The 20,030-nt window shown below is 62.7% G+C and carries 15 protein-coding genes; 6 read left to right on the top strand and 9 right to left on the bottom strand.

Annotated elements, in window-relative coordinates; all coding sequences use genetic code 11:
- The first annotated feature begins 6 nt into the window (after positions 1–6).
- Positions 7–1,800, top strand: coding sequence for a type IV pilus assembly ATPase TfpB (gene tfpB / locus ACCAA_RS13115; protein WP_186407697.1), 1,794 nt, complete (start codon positions 7–9; stop codon positions 1,798–1,800).
- A gap of 106 nt (positions 1,801–1,906) precedes the next feature.
- Here tfpB and ACCAA_RS13110 read toward each other — a convergent pair whose 3' ends face one another.
- From ACCAA_RS13110 to ACCAA_RS13090, 5 genes are all read right to left on the bottom strand, one after another.
- Entirely contained in the window at positions 1,907–4,051 is a 2,145-nt protein-coding gene (locus tag ACCAA_RS13110) for an FAD-dependent oxidoreductase (RefSeq protein WP_186407696.1), read from the bottom strand.
- A 126-nt stretch (positions 4,052–4,177) separates the two neighbouring features.
- Positions 4,178–4,678, bottom strand: a complete 501-nt coding sequence (locus ACCAA_RS13105) for a tetratricopeptide repeat protein (RefSeq protein ID WP_186407695.1) — start codon at positions 4,676–4,678, stop codon at positions 4,178–4,180.
- An 88-nt stretch (positions 4,679–4,766) separates the two neighbouring features.
- Complete coding sequence (locus tag ACCAA_RS13100) at positions 4,767–6,212, bottom strand: DegQ family serine endoprotease (protein WP_186407694.1); 1,446 nt, start codon at positions 6,210–6,212, stop codon at positions 4,767–4,769.
- 97 nt (positions 6,213–6,309) lie between these two features.
- Positions 6,310–7,626 (bottom strand): ATP-binding protein, encoded by a 1,317-nt coding sequence (locus ACCAA_RS13095; RefSeq protein WP_186407714.1) that lies wholly within the window; start codon positions 7,624–7,626, stop codon positions 6,310–6,312.
- Complete coding sequence (locus ACCAA_RS13090; RefSeq protein WP_186407693.1) at positions 7,626–8,285, bottom strand: response regulator; 660 nt, start codon at positions 8,283–8,285, stop codon at positions 7,626–7,628. Before ACCAA_RS13090 ends, ACCAA_RS13095 begins: the two co-directional genes overlap by 1 nt.
- Before the next feature lie 315 nt (positions 8,286–8,600).
- Here ACCAA_RS13090 and ACCAA_RS13085 point away from each other — a divergent pair, with 315 nt between their 5' ends.
- Positions 8,601–9,803 (top strand): MalY/PatB family protein, encoded by a 1,203-nt coding sequence (locus tag ACCAA_RS13085; protein WP_186407692.1) that lies wholly within the window; start codon positions 8,601–8,603, stop codon positions 9,801–9,803.
- Between the two features lie 52 nt (positions 9,804–9,855).
- Positions 9,856–11,133: a TAXI family TRAP transporter solute-binding subunit gene (locus ACCAA_RS13080; protein ID WP_186407691.1), complete on the top strand. Its 1,278-nt coding sequence runs from the start codon at positions 9,856–9,858 to the stop codon at positions 11,131–11,133.
- 78 nt (positions 11,134–11,211) lie between these two features.
- Here ACCAA_RS13080 and otnI read toward each other — a convergent pair whose 3' ends face one another.
- The gene (gene otnI / locus ACCAA_RS13075; RefSeq protein WP_186407690.1) at positions 11,212–12,000 is read right to left on the bottom strand and encodes a 2-oxo-tetronate isomerase; all 789 of its coding nucleotides are present in this window, start codon (positions 11,998–12,000) and stop codon (positions 11,212–11,214) included.
- 439 nt (positions 12,001–12,439) lie between these two features.
- On the opposite strand from otnI, the gene ACCAA_RS13065 reads away from it, so the two are divergent.
- The 3 genes from ACCAA_RS13065 to ACCAA_RS13055 all read left to right on the top strand — a co-directional run bounded on the left by ACCAA_RS13065 (position 12,440) and on the right by ACCAA_RS13055 (position 14,618).
- Positions 12,440–12,883, top strand: a complete 444-nt coding sequence (locus ACCAA_RS13065) for a PilZ domain-containing protein (RefSeq protein ID WP_186407688.1) — start codon at positions 12,440–12,442, stop codon at positions 12,881–12,883.
- Between the two features lie 135 nt (positions 12,884–13,018).
- The gene (locus tag ACCAA_RS13060) at positions 13,019–14,059 is read left to right on the top strand and encodes a phospholipase D-like domain-containing protein (RefSeq protein ID WP_186407687.1); all 1,041 of its coding nucleotides are present in this window, start codon (positions 13,019–13,021) and stop codon (positions 14,057–14,059) included.
- A 31-nt stretch (positions 14,060–14,090) separates the two neighbouring features.
- Complete coding sequence (locus ACCAA_RS13055) at positions 14,091–14,618, top strand: hypothetical protein (RefSeq protein ID WP_186407686.1); 528 nt, start codon at positions 14,091–14,093, stop codon at positions 14,616–14,618.
- Between the two features lie 59 nt (positions 14,619–14,677).
- On the opposite strand, the gene ACCAA_RS13050 is transcribed toward ACCAA_RS13055, so the two are convergent.
- The 3 genes from ACCAA_RS13050 to ACCAA_RS13040 all read right to left on the bottom strand — a co-directional run bounded on the left by ACCAA_RS13050 (position 14,678) and on the right by ACCAA_RS13040 (position 19,425).
- Positions 14,678–16,996: a mechanosensitive ion channel domain-containing protein gene (locus ACCAA_RS13050; RefSeq protein WP_186407685.1), complete on the bottom strand. Its 2,319-nt coding sequence runs from the start codon at positions 16,994–16,996 to the stop codon at positions 14,678–14,680.
- Between the two features lie 70 nt (positions 16,997–17,066).
- A complete protein-coding gene (gene panE / locus ACCAA_RS13045) occupies positions 17,067–17,999 on the bottom strand; it encodes a 2-dehydropantoate 2-reductase (RefSeq protein WP_186407684.1) in 933 nt (310 codons plus the stop codon).
- 307 nt (positions 18,000–18,306) lie between these two features.
- Positions 18,307–19,425, bottom strand: a complete 1,119-nt coding sequence (locus ACCAA_RS13040) for an SGNH/GDSL hydrolase family protein (RefSeq protein WP_186407683.1) — start codon at positions 19,423–19,425, stop codon at positions 18,307–18,309.
- Between the last annotated feature and the right edge of the window lie 605 nt (positions 19,426–20,030).

Here is a 20,030-nt window from a genome sequence, read left to right as displayed (position 1 = left end):
CTGCAGATGGCCGAAGCCGTGGTGAACACCGTTCACGATCATCGCCTGACCCTGGCCGAGGTCCTCGGCTGGCTGGTCGACGACGAAATGGTCAGCGCGCCAGACGCCGAGGTCCTGCTGAAGGAGAGCCGTCTCAAGCGTCTGGTGGCGCATCCCCTGTCGCTCATCGCCGATCAGAAGTGGAAGTCGCGGCGCGAGCCGCATCGGCCCTTGACGCTCGACGATCTGGGCGAGTGGCTGGCCGCCAGAGTCGGCCTCGACTATCAGCACATCGATCCGCTGAAGGTCGACTTCACCGCCGTCACCGAGGTGATGTCGAGTGCCTACGCGACACGCTTTGGCATTCTGGCAGTTCAGGTCACCGCGCGCGAGGTCGTCGTCGCCACCACGCAGCCTTTTCTGCGAGACTGGGAAAAGGAGATGCGGCCGATCATCAAGAAGGACATTCGACGGGTGATGGCCAACCCGGTCGACGTGGCGCGCTATCTGGTCGAGTTCTACAATCTCGCGCGCTCGGTCAAGAAAGCGGCTCAACTCGGTGGTCCGAGCGGCAATCTCTCGTCGTTCGAGCAGTTGGTCGAACTCGGCCGGACCAATCGCCAGTTCGACGCCAACGATCAGCACATCGTCAATATCGTCGACTGGCTCTGGCAGTACGCCTTCGAGCAACGCGCCAGCGATATCCATATCGAACCCCGGCGTGAACTCGGCATCGTCCGTTTCCGGATCGACGGCGTGCTGCATCAGGTGTACCAGATTCCGATGAGCGTCATGGCGGCGATGGTCAGCCGCGTCAAGATTCTTGGCCGCATGGACCTGGTCGAGAAGCGTCGACCACAGGACGGCCGAATAAAGACCCGCACGGCTGACGGGCAGGAAGCCGAAATGCGCCTATCGACCTTGCCCACGGCTTTCGGCGAGAAGCTCGTGATGCGCATCTTCGACCCGGAAGTGCTGGTCCGCAGTTTCGCCGATCTCGGCTTCACCGACGATGATCAGGCACGTTGGAAAGAGATGTCGGAACGGCCGAACGGCATCATCCTGGTCACCGGCCCCACGGGTTCGGGGAAGACGACGACGCTGTATTCAACGCTCCGGCAACTGGCCACACCGGCGGTCAACGTGTGTACCATCGAAGACCCGATCGAAATGGTCGAGCCGGCGTTCAACCAGATGCAGGTGCAGAACGTCATCGACCTCGGTTTTGCGCAAGGCGTGCGCGCCCTGATGCGGCAGGATCCGGACATCATCATGATCGGCGAAATCCGCGACCTCGCAACCGCTGAGGTGGCGATTCAGGCGGCACTCACCGGCCACTTGGTGCTGTCGACCCTGCATACCAACGACGCCCCGTCAGCGGTCACCCGGATGCTCGATCTCGGCGTTCCACCGTATCTGCTCGGTGCGACCATGCTCGGTGTCATGGCCCAGCGACTGGTGCGCATCCTCTGTCCGAACTGCAAGCAGGTTCACGAAGCCAGCCCGCTCGAAGAGACGATGTGGGATCAGTTGGTCGCCCCCTGGAAAGCCAATCGTCCATCGCGGTTCTACCGCCCGGTCGGCTGTCTCGATTGCCGCATGACCGGCTACCTCGGACGCGTTGGCCTGTACGAGATTCTGATGCTCTCTCCGGACATCAAGCTGGCGATCAGCGAACACAAGGATATTGCCAAGATTCGCGATCTCTCTTTCCGTGAAGGCATGAAACCATTGCGAATATCCGGGGCGATGAAAGTCGCCGCCGGTGTGACGACGCTGGCGGAGGTATTCAAGGTCGCCCCGCCAATCGAGCATAGCTGACTCCGATCAGCCCTGTCGACCCGTAGGGTGCAATAGGCGAAGCGCATTGCACCGCATCCCCCGCATCCCCGTCCTCCCTGTCCGCCGCCTTCGGTCGAACTCGCTTCTAACCGAGCCGCCAGGCGTGGAAGCGGGCGACCCAGGCGAGCAGTTTCTGCGGCGCATGGGCTTTCTTCCAGTTGCCGGCAACGTACTTGTTGGCTTCGGCGAGTGTCGGATAGATGTGGATGGTGCCAAGAATCCGGTTCAGGCCGATACCCGCCCGCATGGCCAGCACGAATTCGGCAATCAGATCGCCGGCGTGCTCGCCGACGATGGTGACCCCGAGGATCTTGTCCTTGCCCGGAACGGTCAGGACCTTGATGAACCCATGCGCTTCGCTGTCGGCGATCGCCCGGTCGAGATCGTCGATGCCGTAGACCGTCACTTCGTACGCGATCTGGCGCTCGCGCGCCTCTATCTCGTTGATGCCGACGCGTGCTACCTCGGGTTCGACGAAGGTGCACCAGGGGATCACCGAGTAATCGGCGCGGAACTTCCGGAAGGGGTCGAAGAGCGCGTTGACCGCCGCGTACCAGGCTTGATGCGCAGCGGTGTGCGTGAACTGGAAGGGCCCGGCGACGTCGCCGGCGGCGTAGATGTTCGGATACTTCGTCTGCAGGAAGTCGTTCGTTTCTATCGTGCGGCCCGCAGCGATGCCCAGTTCTTCGAGGCCGTAACCGGCGATGTTGCCCACCCGGCCGACGGCCACCAGTAGCGCGTCGAAGGGAATTCGCACCTTCTCGCCCTGATGTTCGGCAATCAGCAGTTTCTCCCCGTCCTCGATGACGAACTCCCGTGCCTCATGATTGACGAGCACGGCAATTCCTTCGGCACGAAAACGCTGCATGACCAGTTCCGACACTTCCGGGTCCTCGCGAACCATGATCCGGGACCCGTGCTGCACCTGCGTCACGCTGGCGCCGCAACGCGCGAAGGCCTGCGTCAGCTCGCAACCGATTGGGCCCCCGCCGAGAACCAGCAGCCGGCGTGGCAGTTGGCGCAGCTCCCAGACGGTATCGGAGGTCAAGTAGCCGACCTCGTCGATTCCCGGGATCGGCGGCACGAAGGGGCGGGCACCGGTGGCGATGACGATGCTGCGCGCGCTGAGGCGCTCGCGCTCGCCGCCGTTGCGGACGATCTCCACTTCCCAGGGGGAAACAATCTTCGCGCTGCCTGCGATCACCTCGACGCCCAGTCCGGTATAGCGTTCGGCCGAATCGTGCGGTTCGACGGTCCTGATCACCCGCTGTACACGTTCCATCACTTCGGCAAAGTCGAACTCTGCGTGCGCGCTGCGAATTCCGAATTCCGGCGCGCGCTGGATGTGTGACAGGAGCTTGGCCGAGCGGATCAGCGCCTTCGAGGGCACGCAGCCGGTATTCAGGCAGTCGCCGCCAAGCTTGTGCTTTTCGATCAGCGTCACCCTGGCTTTGACCGCCGCCGCAATGTAAGCGGTGACCAGCCCAGCCGAGCCAGCGCCGATGACAAGGAGGTTGCGGTCATAGCGCACCGGTTTCTGCCATCCCGAGTAGACCTTCCTGGCGGCCAGACCCTCGACAACCTTCTTGGCGATCAGCGGAAAGATGCCGAGCAGAACGAAGGATCCGAGCAGGCCCGGCGAGAGAATCCCGGCCAGCGAAGCGACCTTCGCCAACTGCGTGCCGGCATTCACATAGACCAGTGTCCCGGCGAGCATGCCGATCTGGCTCACCGAGTAGAAGGTTCGCGTTCTGATCGGCGTCAGGCCCATCAGCAGGTTGATGACGAAGAAGGGAAAAACCGGCACCAGACGCAAGGTGAACAGATAGAAGCCACCTTCCTTCTCGATGCCCGTGTTGATCGCCCGCAAGCGGTCGCCAAAGCGCTTCTGAACCCAGTCGCGCAGCAGGAAGCGCGAAGCCAGGAAGGCCAGCGTGGCGCCGATGGAAGAGGCAAAAGAGACCAGAGCCAGGCCCCAGAAGAGGCCGAAAACCGCGCCCCCGACGAGGGTCATCACGGCAGCACCGGGGAGCGAAAGCCCAGTCACCGCCACGTAAACGACGAAGAAGACCAGCGCCGCCCTGATCGGTTGCGCGGCCCGCGACGCCTCGATCGCTGCCTGCTGGCTCTTGAAATAGTCGAGGCTCAGGAAGCGCCCGAGGTCAAGTCCGAAAAAAGCCAGCAGCAGAGCAGCCAGAGCAGCAATCAGCAGGAGTCGTCGAGTATTCATGGCCGGGGCTTCCAATCGTGGGTGAGTCGTACAGCACTATGTCGCTCGCCGGGTCTCCATCCTTATATCCACGCCACCCCTGAGGATACCGTGACGCGGCTTACCCTGACTCAGTTGCCCTGGGCATCAGTGGGCATCAGTGGGCAGCCGATGCTGCGTGTGCTCCGGTCCAGTCGGACGCAAGCCATCCCGGCGGCAACGCTGTGCAACTCGCGCCAGCGCGCGCTGAGCGAGCGGAAAATCGGGCCGGGCGGAAAGTGCCGCCTGCAAGGCGTCTATCGCCGGCTGACAATGGCCCAGGCGGAACAGCAACACGCCCAGGTCGTACCACGCGCCAGCCAGTGTCGATCCTCGCCCGCTCGCCGCGCGCAGGCACTGTGCCGACGCCTGCAGGCTGTCATCGTCCTGGTCGGCAGGCCGACAAAGCTGTCGCTGGCCATCGGCGGTGCTGAACGCCTGCATGGCCTCGTGATGACGCTGGGTCCGATAATAGAGCAGACCGAGAAACTGCAGCGAGACGATGTCATCGGGGATCGCCTGCATGATGCTGCGCGCGATCCACTCGGCCTGCTCCAGACTTCCACTTTGATAGAAAACACCAAGAAGGTCGAACAGGGCGTCGATCATTGCTGCGCCTCCATCATTTTCTGGGAAAAAGCGGCCGCGCCTGGCGCCGCGCTCGCCGGAACTGGAACCGGCGAGCGACGAGCAGCGATCAACCGAGTTCCACCGGAACGAAGATCCTCGCGTTGTCACGCTCGATGAGCAGCGCCACACTCTTGCCGGCTTTATCGAGCAGGGCGCGCAGTTGCGACACATCGCGCACCGGCTGGCCATTGAGCGAGACGATGATGTCGCCAGGCTGGATGCCGGCCCGCGCCGCGGGTCCGGTGGCGCTTTCAACCAGCAGACCATCCGGATTCTCGGCTTGTCCGCGCTCTTGCGGGGTCAACGAACGCAGAGCGAGACCGAGACGAGACTTGTCGGCTTCGCCACTGCGACTTGAGGCGAGCCTGGCGGCTGGAATCTCGCCGACCGAAAGCGCGACTTCCTGACTCGCTCCCTTGCGCCATATCTGCAGCTTGACCTTCGTTCCCGGCTTCATGGCAGCGATCATCGGCGGCAGGTCGGACGAGCGCCCGATCTCGGTATCGTTCAGCTTCAGGATGATGTCACCCGCTTCGAGACCGGCTGCCGCCGCCGGGCTGCCCTTTTCAACCGAGCTGATCAGTGCACCAGCCGAGCCCTTTAGTCCGAACGACGCGGCCAGCGACTGTGAGACCTCCTGAATGGTGACTCCCAGGCGACCGTGGCTGACCTTGCCGTGCTGAACCAACTGCTCCTGTACGTTGATCGCCACGTCGATCGGGATGGCGAACGAGACACCCTGGTAACCACCACTGCGGCTGTAGATTTGCGAGTTGATACCGATCGCCTCGCCGTCCATGTTGAGCAGGGGACCACCCGAATTTCCGGGATTGACCGCCACATCGGTCTGGATGAAAGGGACGTAGCTGTCGCTGGCCAGCGACCGCGACTTGGCCGAGACGATTCCCGCCGTGACGCTGTTCTCGAAGCCAAATGGCGAGCCGATGGCGAGGACCCATTCACCGACGCGTGCCCGCGACGGGTCGCCCAGGCGAACGACCGGCAGATTGGTCGCCTGGATGCGCAGGACGGCGACATCGGTCACCTTGTCGAGCCCGACTACCTTGGCTTTGAATTCACGCTTGTCGGTCAGCTTGACGGTGACTTCGTCGGCACCGTCGACCACATGGGCGTTGGTCAGGATCAGCCCGTCTTCGCTGACGATGAAGCCCGACCCCATGCCGTGTGCCGGTGCCCCGTCGCGCGGTGACGGTATCCCGAAGTGACGGAAGAATTCGAAGCGGGGGTCGTTCGGGTCGATCGACGTCGCTGTCTTCGATGGGCCGCTAACGCTGATATTGACCACCGCCGGACCGGCGCGCTCGACGATGGCGCTGAAGTCGGGCAGCACGGTTGGTGCTCTGACCGTGGGTGCGGCCAGAGCGGGCGCGGCGACGGCGGCGACCGCGTCGGCAGGGCTGATCGCTGACCCGCCGAACTTCGCGTAGCCGACACCCAGAGCAGCGACCGCGGCTACGGCGAGCAGACTGCTTTTGAAAGCGTTTCCTGGCATGACTATCTCCTCTTTCGTTCCAGAACGGAAGCCCTTGACTTCCCAGCGCAGTACGATACACAACCGTGACTTAAACCTGACTTAAACAGCCAGCGATTCAAGGCCGAGGTGGACGGCCGAACTGGACTCGAGCCCGCAGGCCGCCAAGGCCGGCGTCGCCGAGCAGGACACGCGCCTGATGACGTTCGGCGATCGTCTTGACGATCGCCAGACCGAGTCCGCTGCCCGGTTCGTCGCTTTGTGCTCGGCGATAGAAGCGGTCGAAGACGCGTTCCCGCTCTTCGAGGGGAATTCCGGGGCCTGAATCGCAAACTTCGACGAACGGTGCTGCATTGTCCTCGCCGATCGCGACATCGATCTTTCCTCCCGGCGGTGTATAGCGAACGGCATTGCTGACCAGGTTGGCAAGCAGGATGCGCAGCGCGTCCTGGTCACCGTCGACGACCGCAAGCTGACCTGTTGGCACCATACCGAGGTCGATCCGCCTGGCTTCTGCGAGTGGCTGATGGTCGACGATGACGCTGGCCACCAGATCGTCAAGCCTGACCGGCATCGTCGGCCGGTCACCGCCGCCCGGTTCCTGGCGCGCCAGGGTCAGGAGTTGCTGCACGGCGTGCGTGGCACGTTCGACCCCGCGCTTCAGCTCGGCAAAAGCGTCGGCACGGGATAAGGCATCGGGTGCACGTTCGGCGAGCTGGAGTTGCAGGCTGAGCGCCGCCAGCGGTGTCCGTAGTTCGTGTGCGGCGTCGGCAATAAATTCGCGCTGCGCATCGAGCGCGCGCTTGAGTCGGGCCAGCAGGTCGTTCAGCGACAGGACCAGCGGCACAACCTCGGCAGGAACGCGGTTATCGGGCAGTGGATCGAGTGCCACGGCTGTGCGCGTCGTCACCGCTCGCGCCACTGCGGCCAGAGGTCGTAGCCCGCGGCCGACCATCACCCAGATCAGTACTCCGAGCATCGGCAGCATGAGGAGGAAGGGCGCCACGGTGCGCAAAGCGGCAGCCAGCGCCAAGTGGTCGCGGACCTGCACCAATTGCGCCACCTGGATCGTCTGACCTCCCTGCTGCAAGCCGAATACACGCCACTTGCCGTGGTCGGTGTTCACCGTCGCAAAGCCGATAGGTGCCTGGTGTGGGAGCTCCCTGCGCGGATGCGAGAGGTAGATCCGCGTTCCATCCGGCCGCCAGATCTGGATCGAGAAATCCTGCGCATCTTCGTCGATGGTCACTTCCCGCCTGCGCACATCCTGGACCTGCTGATCGCGGAACGACAGCGCCAGTTGGCGCAACTGATAGTCGAACATCGCGGTCGCCTCGTCGCGCGCCGTCTTGTAGGTGGCCAGCGCACCGAGCAGCGTGGTCAGGGTCATCGCCGACAACAAAGCGACCAGCAACTGCCGCCGGATCGATTTCATCACGCTACGGGCACCAGGTAGCCGACACCGCGGATGTTCTTGATACGCTCGGCGCCAAGCTTTCGCCGCAAGGAATGGATGTAGACCTCGACCGCGTTGCTCTCGATCTCCCCACCCCAGCCGTAGAGTATTTCCTCGAGTCTGGCGCGCGACAGCGGCACACCCGGATGTTCGAGAAAGGCCTGCAGCAGCGCAAACTCGCGCGCCGAGAGCACCACCGGGCGACCGTTCTGGGTCAGCTCATGGGTGGCCGGATTCATTCTCAAGTCGCCATGTTCGATGACCGGGTCGGCGCGGCCGGCATGACGCCGCTGTACCGCCCGCATGCGGGCAGACAGTTCGTCGAGGTCGAACGGCTTCAGCACGTAGTCGTCAGCGCCGGCATCGAGACCCCTGATTCGATCAGCGATGGCATCGCGCGCCGTAATGATGAGAACCGGAATGCGGTTGGCCGACCGTCGCAGGCTGGCGAGAACGTCGATGCCGGACTTGCCGGGCAGTCCAATGTCGAGCAGGAGCATCTCGTAGAGAGTGTTCGCCAGAGCCAGTTCGGCGCCCTGACCATCGCGCACCCAGTCGACCGTGTAGCCATCCTGGCGCAAGGCCTGCTGAACACTCCTGCCGATCATCGGGTCGTCTTCGACGAGTAACACACGCATGGCATTTTGTTGGCGAGAAGGAACGACCGGGTGGTCAGGCCACGGCAGCCGTTTCCTGAGCACACCAGGGACCTGACGCAGGATAATGCGCCCACGAATCCGTTGTCAATCCGTTGTCAATCGGCTCTCACTGCGCACCGGCCGCCACCGTCCCCGGGCCGCCGGCACAAAATCGCGGATTGACGGCGGTTGACCCGGCCAAATATACTGTGGGAGGTGTCCTTGCATTTCTTGTCCTCGGGCGATGCGCGTCATGAGGAATTGGCTGAGTCCGGGGATCTGCTCCATTCTCTCGCTAGGCTTGAATTGAGTGCGTTGAATCAGAACCTTGCGGCGACCTTCGATACCCCTCTTGACCGCCTGCGCTGGTCGGCGACCAAGTGGGAAAAGTATCGTGGCCGCGATGTGATTCCGTTATGGATCGCCGACATGGATTTCCCCGTGGCGCCGGCGATAGAGCGGGCCGTGATGGCGCATGTGCAGCATGGCAACTACGGCTACACGTCGCCACCCGCCGATCTCGCGGGTGATCTGATTGCCCACCACGCGCAGCACTACGACTGGCAGATCGAACCCGAGTGGATCGTCTGGCTGTCCGGTCTGGTGCTCGGGATCAATCTTGCGGTCAAGGCCTGCTGTGGTGAAGGCGGGTCGGTGCTGACCTTTTCTCCGGTCTATCCTCCCTTTCTGAGTGCAGCGCCGATGCAGGGGAGACGCACGCTGGAAGTGCCCCTGACCATCGACGAAGCCGCCCTTGCGCGCGGCGACCTGCGCTACCACATCGACTTCGCTCGCCTCGAAGCGGCCTGCTTGCCGGACACGCGCCTGTTGCTGCTCTGTCACCCGCATAATCCCGTGGGCAGCTTGTTCACCCGTGCCGACCTCGATGCGCTGGCCGATTTCTGTGTTCACCACGATCTTTGCGTTTGTTCGGATGAGGTCCATTGCGACCTCATCCTCGACGGCAGCACGCCGCATGTGCCCTTCGCGCGCGTCCTCGCCGAGCGTTCACCGGCTGATCTGGCGCGCAGCATCACCCTGCATGGGCCAGGAAAAGTCTTCAACCTTGCCGGGTTGGGAATCGCCTGGGCGATCATTCCGGACGCCGCCTTGCGCCGTCGCTTCCGCGCCGTGATGCAGCGCCTGGTGCCCGCTCCCTGCTGCTTCGGTTTCACGGCGCTGCAGGCCGCTCTGCGCGACGGGGAGCCGTGGCGGCAGGCGCTGCTGGCCAGGCTGCGCAGCCAACGGGACCAGGTTTCGGCGGCGCTCGACGCAATGTCCCTGCCGCACAGTCATCCCGAGGCCACTTACCTGACCTGGATCGACGGGCGCCGTTTGACCGCCAAGGTCGGCAACGCGGCGCACTGGTTCGAGCAGCACGGCGTCGGCCTGTCGGACGGCGCGGATTTTGGCGCCCCCGGTTTCGTTCGCCTGAATTTCGCCGCCACCCCCAGCGTCCTCGACGAGGCCCTGCGGCGCATGCTGGAGGCCGTATACCGGTTCGATGCCGGCCGCTGAGAGGCTGCCTCGTGAACTCAACAAGCGATGCCAATGAAGATTGACTCCCAGGATGGTTAGAACCATCGCAATTGCCGGCTTCCTGCTCCTCGCCGCCGGAGCGACCGCGGTCGCCTGGGCCTGGTACCCCTGGGTGTTCTCGGCCAGCTATACGATCCGCGTGGCGACCGGTCCCATCGGGAGTGACTGGCAGAAGTTCCTGGAAGCATTCAAACACGAGATGGAGCAAGAACGCCCCCGCCTGCGCCTGGCCCTGGAGGAGACCGTCAGCCTGCAGAAAAGCGCTGAGGCCCTCCAGAACGGAGACGTCGACCTCGCCATCGTCAGAAGCGATGACCCCGCCGCGGCGAGCGGCGGAACGATCGTCATCGTCAGACGGATTCCGCTGGTGATCATGGTTCCCGCCCAGTCGTCGGTCAAGGCAATGAACGATCTGGTGGGCAAGAGGATTGCCGTTCTTGAGGGTACCTCAGAGGGAGATCCGCTCCTCACGACGGTCATGGAACTCTATGGTCTCGAGCCGAGCAATATGGTCAAGACATCGGCGGCAGAGGTCGGTGCACTGCTACGGGACAAGCGAGTAGCGGCGGTCTTTGCGATGGCGCCAGACGGACCAGGGGCGATTACCGAGGCTGTGAAAGCCATCGCCAAGGCGACCAGGAAACCGCCCAGGTTCCTGGATCTGGAGGAAGCCAAAGCGATTGCCGCGCGAAATCCTGTTTATGAGGAGGTGGATATCCCGCAGGGCGCGTTTGTCGTGGCGCCCGCCATTCCCGGCGAAGAGGTGACCACGGTAGGGGTCACGGTTCGTCTGGTAGCGAGAAGTTCGATGCTGAACTATGTCGCGGGGGAGATTACGCGCCTGCTGTTGGCGACCCGGGCCAAGCTTGCCGCCACGGTGCCGACCGCCGGTGAGATTGAAGCGCCGGATACGGACAAGAAAGGCGTCCTGCCAGTCCATCCAGGTGCAGCAGCCTACCTTGACGGTGCGCAGGAGAGCCTTTTTGAACAGGCGATGACCCAGCTTTTCAATATTTCGATCATCGGCGGTATTCTTGGCTCCATGGCTTTCGGGGTAAGCACGCTTTGGCGCCGACATCGTGCCGAGGAGACACAAAAAATGGTCGCCCGCCTGCCGGCGATGTTGCGCGAGGCAAAATCGGTTCCCCTCGGCCGCCTCGACGAGATGGAGGACGAGCTCGATACGCTCTCGGGATGGCTGCTCGACCGCTTCGTGCAGGAGCACATCCCGCCGGAACGGATCAGCGGCGTGTCGGCGATCATCTCGGAGATTCGTCTGGCCATCGAGCGTCGGCGGAAAGTGGCTTGACTCCTGCCAGGCGAACATGCTCGCAAGCAAAAAACCACTTTTCCATCAGGAGGCGTGCAAGCTGCGCTGGCGGGCAACCTACAGCCAGGGCTTGAGCCACGCCAATCCTTCCGACGTGCCGGCACGCGGACGATATTCGCAGCCCACCCAGCCCTGATAACCGAGCCTGTCGATCACCTCGAACAGATAAGGATAGTTGACCTCGCCGACATCCGGTTCGTGCCGGTCGGGTACCCCGGCAATCTGAATGTGGCCAATACCAGCATGCGGGCGGGCCATATCGCGCTTCAGTTTCGTCGCCAGATCTCCTTCGACGATCTGGCAGTGATAAAGATCAAACTGTACCTGCAGGTTGTCGGTGGCGACCTCGGCACAGATCGCTTGCGCTTCATCCTGTCGGTTGAGAAAGAAGCCGGGAATGTCGCGGGTGTTGATCGGCTCGATGACGATGGTAATGCCGTCGGCAAGGGCGAGACGCGCCGCGTAGGCCAGATTTTCGAGGTACACGGCGCGGTGCCGGGCTCGATCCTGCTCCGGCCCGACAAGACCGGCCATGACGTGCAGTTTCCGGTTGCCGAGCACGCAGGCGTATTCCAGAGCACTGTCGATCGAGCGCTTGAACTCGTCCTCACGCCCAGGCAAGGAAGTCAGGCCTCGCTCGCCGGCCCCCCAATCCCCTGGCGGAGCGTTGAACAGCGCCTGGGTCAGTGCGTTGTCGGCGAGCAGTGACTGCAGGTGGAACGCTTCATACTCATACGGGAACAGGAATTCCACCGCTTTGAAGCCGTCCTTCGCCGCCGCCGCAAAACGGTCGGTGAAAGCGTGTTCGGTATACATCATGGTGAGATTGGCAGCGAAACGACACATGGCGAATCCTTGCGCAACAAATAGCAAATGATCAGATCCTTGCTGATGAGTGCGGAGAACGGGTGCCACTCGGTCAGGTAGAGGAAGTTTCAGGGCTATCATACAAGCCGTCACCCCATCGCACAGGGCCCATGGAGTATGGCGTTCTGCAAGACACAGATGTTCTATAATTGCTCGACATGGCTCATTCTTTTTTTTCCCCGGGATCTCCGCCGGTGCCGCGTAGCCCAGACTTCGAGGTCGACCGATCGACAGTCCGCAGGCGTGAGGCGCTGTCCCGGATCACATCGGACGGACTAGCGGAATCGCGTCAGGAAACCGGTGTCTTCGTGCGGAACGCGATGCTGGCGAGGACGTTCAGCAGCCACTCGGAGTGATTGACAATGGCATCATCCTGTCTCGTTGGATCAAGATTACGGGGGCAAGAATGGGAGGGCACATGGAATCTGCACAGACTGGCGGAAGGTCTTTCCTGCGGCATCCGGTCGACATACCGATCGAGATCGAGGCGGAAGACGTGCGTCAGCGCGAGCCGCGGCGGCTGAAGGACGTCAGCCTTGGCGGTCTGGCGTGTCGCTCCGAGCGCCCGCTGACGATCGGTGCCGGTGTCGTGGTGACCATTCCGCTGGTGACGCCGGTCTTCCATGCCCCGTGTTCGGTGGTCTGGTGCCGTCGGCATGGTTCGCACTACGAGGTGGGTATCCGTTTCACACAAGTAGAGGACATCTTTGCCGCCCGCATGGTCGAGCAAGTCTGCCAGATCGAGCACTATCGTCAGGAAGTGCTGCGCCACGAAGGGCGGGCCCTGGATGGCGAAACGGCGGCGCAAGAGTGGATCGCGCGTTACGCAGCGGACTTCCCGGCGCTGGACAGCAGGCACTGAGGAGCTGATTGCTGGGACTCATGGCCAGCGCCGACGAATTCATCGCCCGCATGGCGCACGGATACGATACGATGATCGGTGCGCAGCCCACTTCCAACTGCCTCTCTTTTCCACTTTGCCACGGAGTTCCTTCGCATGCACCGTTCCCTCATTGTCCTGCCTGACGATACCGGCCAGCCCTTCGTCGATGCCATCGCCGCAGCGAAGCAATCGCTGCGCATCAAGATTTTTCTGTTCTCGGACCCCAGCCTGCTGGCGGCGGTGATCGACGCCCAACGCCGAGGAGTAACGGTGCGGGTAATGCTCAACCCGGCCCGGCGCAGCGGCGAGGCCGAGAACCAGGCAACCCGCGGGGCGCTCGAGGCCGCCGGTGTCGAAGTGCTGGATAGCAACCCGGCCTTCGACATCACGCACGAGAAATCGCTGGTCGTGGACGGCGAGACGGCCTTCATCCAGTCGCTCAACTGGGAGACGAAGAATCTCACCGAAACGCGTGATTTCGCCGTCGTCACCTCGCACCGGCATGAGGTCGACGAGGTCGTGCAGTGCTTCGATGCCGACTGGAATCGCGAGAAGTTCGATCCGGGCGAGGACTCACATCTGATCTGGTGCAACATCAACGGGCGCAATCGGGTGGCGCGCTTCATCGACGCCGCGCAGGAATCCCTTTTCCTCCAGAACGAACGCTACCAGGACGAAGTGATCATCGAGCGTCTGGTGCGCGCTACGCGCCGCGGCGTCAAGCTGCAGGTGCTGGCACGCCCAGCTCATTTTCTCAAGAAGGGCAAGCTGGTTGAAGGCGTCGAGGGGCTGCGCATCCTGCAGGATCTCGGTGCCAAGGTGCACCGGCTACACGGGCTCAAGCTTCATGCCAAGGTGATGCTGGCCGACAGCAAGCGGGTGATCATCGGGTCGATCAACCTTGCTCCTGGCAGCTTCGACACGCGCCGCGAACTGGCGATCGAAGTCAGCGACGAAGCGGTGATCAAGCGCATGCAGGGGGTGGCCCACCACGACTGGGAAAACTCGCATCCCCTCGACCTCTCCGATGAAGGACTGCTCAAGGACCTCGAGAAGAACGAACCCGATGTGGCCGAGATGCTGGCCCTGGACGATCACCAAGGGAACCATGGTAATCACGGGCATAGTGGTCATAACGGCCATCACGGGCGCTGAGCGTTGCTTCGCTGGCGGGGGATAATGCGTGATGAGAACGATTCCCTTCTTGCTTCTGGCGATGTGGGTCGCCACGACCGCCACAGGGCAGGCGGTCTACCAATCTCGGGACCAGGCGGGGCCCGTCTTCTCGGACCTGCCGAGCCAGGGAGCGCGCGAGGTGCCCTTGCCTCCGCTCAACATCATGTCATCTCCACCCGCCCCGCCGACGGAGCCCGCCCCGGTGGCGGCGCCAGTGGCCTATACGGCGCTCAGCATCATCCAGCCGCAAGACGGCGGCACCATTCACTCGAATACCGGTCGCATTGCCGTCCAGGTGGCCATTGAACCAGCGCTGCGCGTCAGGCACGGCGATGCGCTTGCCGTCCGACTGGACAACACGGTTCTGCCCACTGTCCGCTCGTCACTGCAGTTCGCGATCAGCCCGAAGGAGTGGCACAACGCTGCCGCGGACACGGTTGAGCATCAACTCGAAGTGGCTGTGGTAGGCCGCTCGGGACAGACGTTGATCACCTCCTCGCCGATACACTTCTACGTGCATCGAGCAACCCGGCGGTAGAGCCGCTTGGCCACGACGAACGATCCACCTACCGAGTAGCGAGTCGCTCGTAACGCCCTTCAGGCCGCGTCGTCCTTAGCCCGCGTGAGGCGTACGGCCAGAGGTCGAGATGGGTCAAAGTGCAGGTCGCGCTGCGGAAACGGAATCGGAATCCCCGCCGTTGCCAGGCGCTTCTCCATCGCGTAGCGCAGATCGCTGTCGACGCGGCGCGAAACCAGATTCGGCCCCAGTTCAACCCAGAAGACCAAGACCATGAGCAAGGAGCTGTCGCCGAAGTCCTCGAAGAAGACCTCGGGCGGCGGGTCTTTCAGGATCTCTCCGTGGTCGTTGGCGCAGCCAGCAATGATTTCGGCCGCCTGGTGGACGGGTGCTCCGTAGGCGATGCCGATCCTCACTTCGCGCCGGATGCGCGGGTTCGAATAGGTCCAGTTGACGACCTGGTTTTCGAGAAAGCTGGAATTCGGCACCAGCGCCTCGACGCCGTCGAAACCCCGCACCGTCGAGGCCCGCAGGTCGACGGCGGTGACATGGCCGGTCATTCCGCCCAGGGCGATGATGTCACCGACGCGAATTTTGCGTTCGAAGAGAATGATGATGCCGCTGATCACGTTCTTGATGATCGTCTGGGTGCCGAAGCCGATGCCGATGGCCAGCGCACCGCCCAGGAAGGCGAAGACGGTCAGCGGAATGCGCGCCAGATTGAGAATGAAAATGACCAGCACCACGGCCAGCGAGATCATCGCCCAGCGGCGAATCACGCTGGCCATCTGTTCGTTGACCCCGAAGCGGCTGACCATGATCTTTTGCAGCCGCCGTGAGAGTAGCGAGAACAGCCCGTAACCGACGACGAATAGAAGCAGCGCTCCGATGCTCTTGCCGACCGTAACACCGTAGGTGACGGTGACCGTCTTGCCGTCGACGACCGTCGCTTCCTCTACGGCAAACATCTCGAAATCCCAGACGTGCTTCAGCGTCTGGCCCAATTGCAGGGCGCCGAGCTGCCAGTTTTCGCTGCTCGCGGTCTTGCCCTCGAAGCCAAAATCGTCGAGCCAGCGCTGGAGTTGGCGCTCCAGCCGCGTGCTGGCCACGTCCACGCGCTGCAATCCTTGCAGGCGTTGCTTCAGCGCCTCCAGGACGGCGGCTTCGTGCGCGGAGAGATCGGTATCGAGCGAAGCGGCGTCGACGCGCAACTCCTGCTGCCTGACCAACACTCGCCCTGCCTTCTGCAGTTCATGCACCAGTTGCTTGCGACTTTCCAGCTCCATCCTTGTCCGGCTCAGCGCCAAGATCACTGTTTGGCGGGTCTTGGGATCTTCGGAATGGAAGGCAACGTAGCGCTGCGCCCAGGCGTCGCCCGCAGCCTGAAGCAGCGTCTGCAACCAGGTCAAGGTCATCATGGCGATACGATCAGTTTCCAGCCTGTCGTCTAGCAGTTGCAGCCGCCGAGCCTGGTCAGCGCTGCTGCTGCCGCCGGGCGACGCCAGCTTGGTCGACCTGGCCAGCTTGGCCAGTCGTTCGCGCTCCACCGTACGCCGCGTGTTGTCAGCCACTAGGCGATCGATTTCTGCCGACACCTTGGCCAGACTGTTTTGCAGCAGGGCTTGTTGCTGCTCGAAGTCTTCCTTGCTCAGACGCTGTTCTGGCAGGACCCGGGCCAGCAAGCGTTGCAGCTCGTCGTTGGTCGTCCGCAAGCCATTCATTTCCAGACGAACTTTTTCCAGTCCGAGGTCGATCGTGGTCAGTTCCGCGCCGGCCAGTTGCACGCGCAGCGCTGCCAGATCCCGGTTCAGACGCTCTGGCTCGCCTTTGCCGCGAGCGAGTTTGTCCTCGGCCAGACGGACCCCCTCGCTGGCCCGCCGCTGCGTGTCGAGCACAGTCGCCTTCTGTGACTCCAGCGCGCGCTCGGCCAAAATCAGGGCCTGCAGACGATCGCTAGTTGCATCCTGCTGGTCGCGCAGCAGATCAACGCGCAGCGCAGAATACGGCGGCGGGCCGGCGAAGTCGGCCGTCAGTGCCGGCTGAATCGAACTCTCGGACCGCGACTGCTTCAGCTTTTCCAGTTCGTCGAGAACTTGCAGGCGATCGCTGTAGGCGACGACGAGACGACCGAGGAGACGCTGGCGATCGCTGGCCGGCACGCCATCGGCTAGCGAACTGGCGCCACTTTCCAGCAGTCCTTCTTCCTGCTTGCGACGTGCCTCGGCGAGCTGTGCCTCGGCCTGCGCGCGCGCCTCATCAGCGACCGGTGCGGTCGCTGTGGCCACCACGGCTTCCGGCTTGACCACTCCGGTCAGTTGTTTGGGGAGTGAAATCTGTCCTTGGACAAACGGTGCCAGCGTCATCAAGAGAAGGGCGAGAAGCCATCGCCTGGCGATCATCGACTATCGCCCCGCGAGTTGGCCGCCGCGCGGCCGACAGCACCCCATGGGGGTACGGCCTTGACGGGCGTCAGTTCGATGACCACGCCCTGCGGCGAAAGTCGTAGGCTTGCAGATGCGAATAGGCGAGCTCGAGAAGTGGTACATTGATGCCCTCAGCGTTCGCGTGGCAAACCATGTCGCCGAGAATGTGATCCGCCTCGGTGGCACCGCCGCGCTCGATGTCGCGCAGCATTGACGCCATCAGCGCCGACCCCTTTTCGGTCAATGGCTTGCGATAGGCAGCCAACTGCGTTTCGGCCACCGGATGACCAAAGGCCGCCGCCACCGCGGCACATTCCGCCAACAGGCCAGTAATGAACGCCTCGCCAGCCACCGTCTGCAGAATGTCGCCAATACTGGCGCGCAGGGTGCACGTCGAGCCGGCCAGGGTGGACAAGAAAACGATCTTGTCCCACATTGCCTGTTCAATGTCGTCGGTCAGCGCAAAGTCGATCGCCGACGAGGCGAGCAGTTGCGCCAGCGGCTGCAGCCATTGCGAGGGCTGTGGCGTACGAGAACCAGTGATCAGCCGGTGCAGCTTGTTGAGGTGTTGAATCTCGCCGGTCGGCGCCAGCATGACCGAGATGAACGCCACCCCACCAAGCACTCGCTCCGGGCCGAAGCGGGCAGCCAGCGTATCTATGTGCAGGACGCCGTTCAATAGAGGCAGGATAATGCTCTGCTGGTTCATGGCCGGCGCGATGGCTGCCATCGCCGAGTCCAGATCATAGGACTTGCACGACAGCATGATGACGTCGAAGGGATCGCCCTGTTCGCCCTGTGTCACGACTTTGGGACTTATCTGCGTATCGCCACAGGGGCTGAAAACCTTCAGCCCGTTGGTGCGCAACTGCGCCGCCCTGGCCGGACGCGTCAGAAAGGTCACGTCGCCGCCCGCATCGTGAATCCTGGCACCAAAATAGCCACCGATCCCACCCGCTCCGAGTACAAGAATGCGCATCGTTGACCTCCCAGGACTCATCGAAAAACCGCTCACCGTGCGTTACTTTACTCCCTTCACGTTGCCGCCCGCTAGGGCATGAAAAGTGTATGCCACGACGTCCGCCAAGAACAGCATGCCCATCGAGCAGTGGCTCAGCTTCGCCGACGCCATGGATTCTACGCGTCTGCTCTCACTGGAGCGCGCCGAGGCCTGCCGTGTGCCCTCGCTGCCCGCTCGACCAACCGGGGTCGCTCGAACCATGGCCGGAGATCTTGCTTGCGCCGACGGAGAGGAATCGTTTCGACGCCTGGTTAGCGCAGCTTCGTCAGTTGGTCAGCGAGTAGGCTGTCCTGGACGGCGCGACCGCGTGAAACGGTGTTTGGCGCCTGCGTGTGGTCGCCACGCCGAACAGGCCGAGCGCCAGCAGGACAACGGTAGCCGGTTCGGGGACCAGCGAAATCATCGCATTGGCAAGAAGCCGATGGCCTGCTGCAGTCGGATGGATGCCGTCCCAGAAGAAGTACTGGTATCCGCTTGCTGCGCACGCAGCGATATTGGCCGCCGCCGAGCAGGCGTTCGCCGCGTCCACCAGGCCGTACGCACCCGGATCGTTGCTGATACTGGTGCTGACGCCATAGGCATCAAAAATCTTCACTCCGTCGAAGATGTCGTCGGCAAGAGCGGCGAGCAGGAAGGCGTTCATGGTCTGCGCAACGAGCGTCCCCAGGTTCTTGGCGCCGGCAGCGATGATCGCCGGCCCGGTACCCGCGTTCGGTGTGTTCCATACGACGATGTCTCTCGCGCCGGCCGCCTCCAGTTGCTCGACCATTGCATCCACGGCAGCCGCGTAAGCGATGGCACCCGCCTCGATGATCGCCGCAGCGTCCGCTGGCGCCTTGGCTGCGGCCTCGATGATGTCGCGCGCATCATTTCCGCCGCCCTCGATGACGTAGAGCGCGCTGGCTGGCGCCACGCCTCCGGTCTTTGCGAGAAAGCCGCCAAGCTGGGCAGAAAGGCTGGGCGGAAATCCGCTGGGTGGTGTGATCCCGACGCGTGCGCCACCGAATGCGAAGTTTGTTCCACCAAGCTCGGAGGCCACTGCACTGAGGCCGAAAGCCGGTGCAAAAGTCTCGGCCCACACTTTCCCGTTCGAATAGCGGCCGCTGAGGGGAAGAGCGGGACTGGGGTAAGCGTAGGGGTACGCTGGGATGAACGAATTATCTGGTGTTGGCACCGGCGTTCGCAGGGTGCCCGGAGGCAGAGGTCCATCGGGGGGTGGGACCGCCGGGCCGATAACATAGTCGAATACGGCAGCGTTGTTGCCACTGTCGGAAAGACTGTCGCCAAAAAGGAACAAATTTGAGTAACTTGCTTCAGCACTCGTTGCTGCGGCCACGGCGATGATGGCCAGGGGCCAACTCAGCGGTGTACGCCTCAAGGTCATCCCTGCGGATTTTCCTTGCCCAAACCCACGCAGACAACGCGCTGCGCGCGACACGAGTGAAGCGGCGTCACGACGCCAAGCACTTCTTTTCATCGCCTGTTGCTCCCTATGTTGATAACAGCAATCGAACCACACCGCCTGCCATCATTCGACGGCCGCACTCGTCCCAACTTCTCTCCGGCGGAGTACAAAACCGCTTGCCGGAACCGCTGGTCCGGTAAGCAAGAATCATACTATACTGGCCACGACATTGATTTATAAGTACCTCTATATTTTCTCGGCAAGCGACCATCCTCCTTGTGTAAAATTTTCCGACAACAGGAAGGCGGCGTCGGCGCCAGGGCGGCGGAGCAGGGCCACCAGGCGCGGCACGTCTGCTTGGCGCAAGCGTAGATCCAGATCTTGACTACTTGGCCGTCGGCGCAACGGGCAAAGGGCGCGGCCTCGTCTGTGTAGATCTGCGGCTGTCCGCCTGGACGACTGTCGAAAAACTTTACACTCACCCAGCAATGCAGCCCATCAATTTTCCTAAGTCATTGATCTGCTAACAACGCAACCAATAGGCATGTAACTTGCTTCACACAGTTCGCAGGCCACGCTGCCGC

This window comes from Candidatus Accumulibacter aalborgensis (assembly GCF_900089955.1).
GTDB classification, from domain to species: Bacteria; Pseudomonadota; Gammaproteobacteria; order Burkholderiales; family Rhodocyclaceae; genus Accumulibacter; species Accumulibacter aalborgensis.
This window is presented reverse-complemented; position numbering and strand designations above follow the sequence as displayed.

Excerpts from the sequence above, each read along its gene's own strand:
- ACCAA_RS13055 (WP_186407686.1), top strand. The coding sequence starts at position 14,091 with ATGAGAACGATTCCCTTCTTGCTTCTGGCGATGTGGGTCGCCACGACC.
- ACCAA_RS13050 (WP_186407685.1), bottom strand. The coding sequence starts at position 16,996 with ATGATCGCCAGGCGATGGCTTCTCGCCCTTCTCTTGATGACGCTGGCA.
- ACCAA_RS13065 (WP_186407688.1), top strand. The coding sequence starts at position 12,440 with ATGGAATCTGCACAGACTGGCGGAAGGTCTTTCCTGCGGCATCCGGTC.
- ACCAA_RS13110 (WP_186407696.1), bottom strand. The coding sequence starts at position 4,051 with ATGAATACTCGACGACTCCTGCTGATTGCTGCTCTGGCTGCTCTGCTG.
- ACCAA_RS13095 (WP_186407714.1), bottom strand. The coding sequence starts at position 7,626 with ATGAAATCGATCCGGCGGCAGTTGCTGGTCGCTTTGTTGTCGGCGATG.
- ACCAA_RS13090 (WP_186407693.1), bottom strand. The coding sequence starts at position 8,285 with ATGCGTGTGTTACTCGTCGAAGACGACCCGATGATCGGCAGGAGTGTT.
- ACCAA_RS13060 (WP_186407687.1), top strand. The coding sequence starts at position 13,019 with ATGCACCGTTCCCTCATTGTCCTGCCTGACGATACCGGCCAGCCCTTC.
- tfpB (WP_186407697.1), top strand. The coding sequence starts at position 7 with ATGGCCGAAGCCGTGGTGAACACCGTTCACGATCATCGCCTGACCCTG.
- otnI (WP_186407690.1), bottom strand. The coding sequence starts at position 12,000 with ATGTGTCGTTTCGCTGCCAATCTCACCATGATGTATACCGAACACGCT.
- panE (WP_186407684.1), bottom strand. The coding sequence starts at position 17,999 with ATGCGCATTCTTGTACTCGGAGCGGGTGGGATCGGTGGCTATTTTGGT.
- ACCAA_RS13040 (WP_186407683.1), bottom strand. The coding sequence starts at position 19,425 with ATGACCTTGAGGCGTACACCGCTGAGTTGGCCCCTGGCCATCATCGCC.
- ACCAA_RS13105 (WP_186407695.1), bottom strand. The coding sequence starts at position 4,678 with ATGATCGACGCCCTGTTCGACCTTCTTGGTGTTTTCTATCAAAGTGGA.
- ACCAA_RS13080 (WP_186407691.1), top strand. The coding sequence starts at position 9,856 with ATGGTTAGAACCATCGCAATTGCCGGCTTCCTGCTCCTCGCCGCCGGA.
- ACCAA_RS13100 (WP_186407694.1), bottom strand. The coding sequence starts at position 6,212 with ATGCCAGGAAACGCTTTCAAAAGCAGTCTGCTCGCCGTAGCCGCGGTC.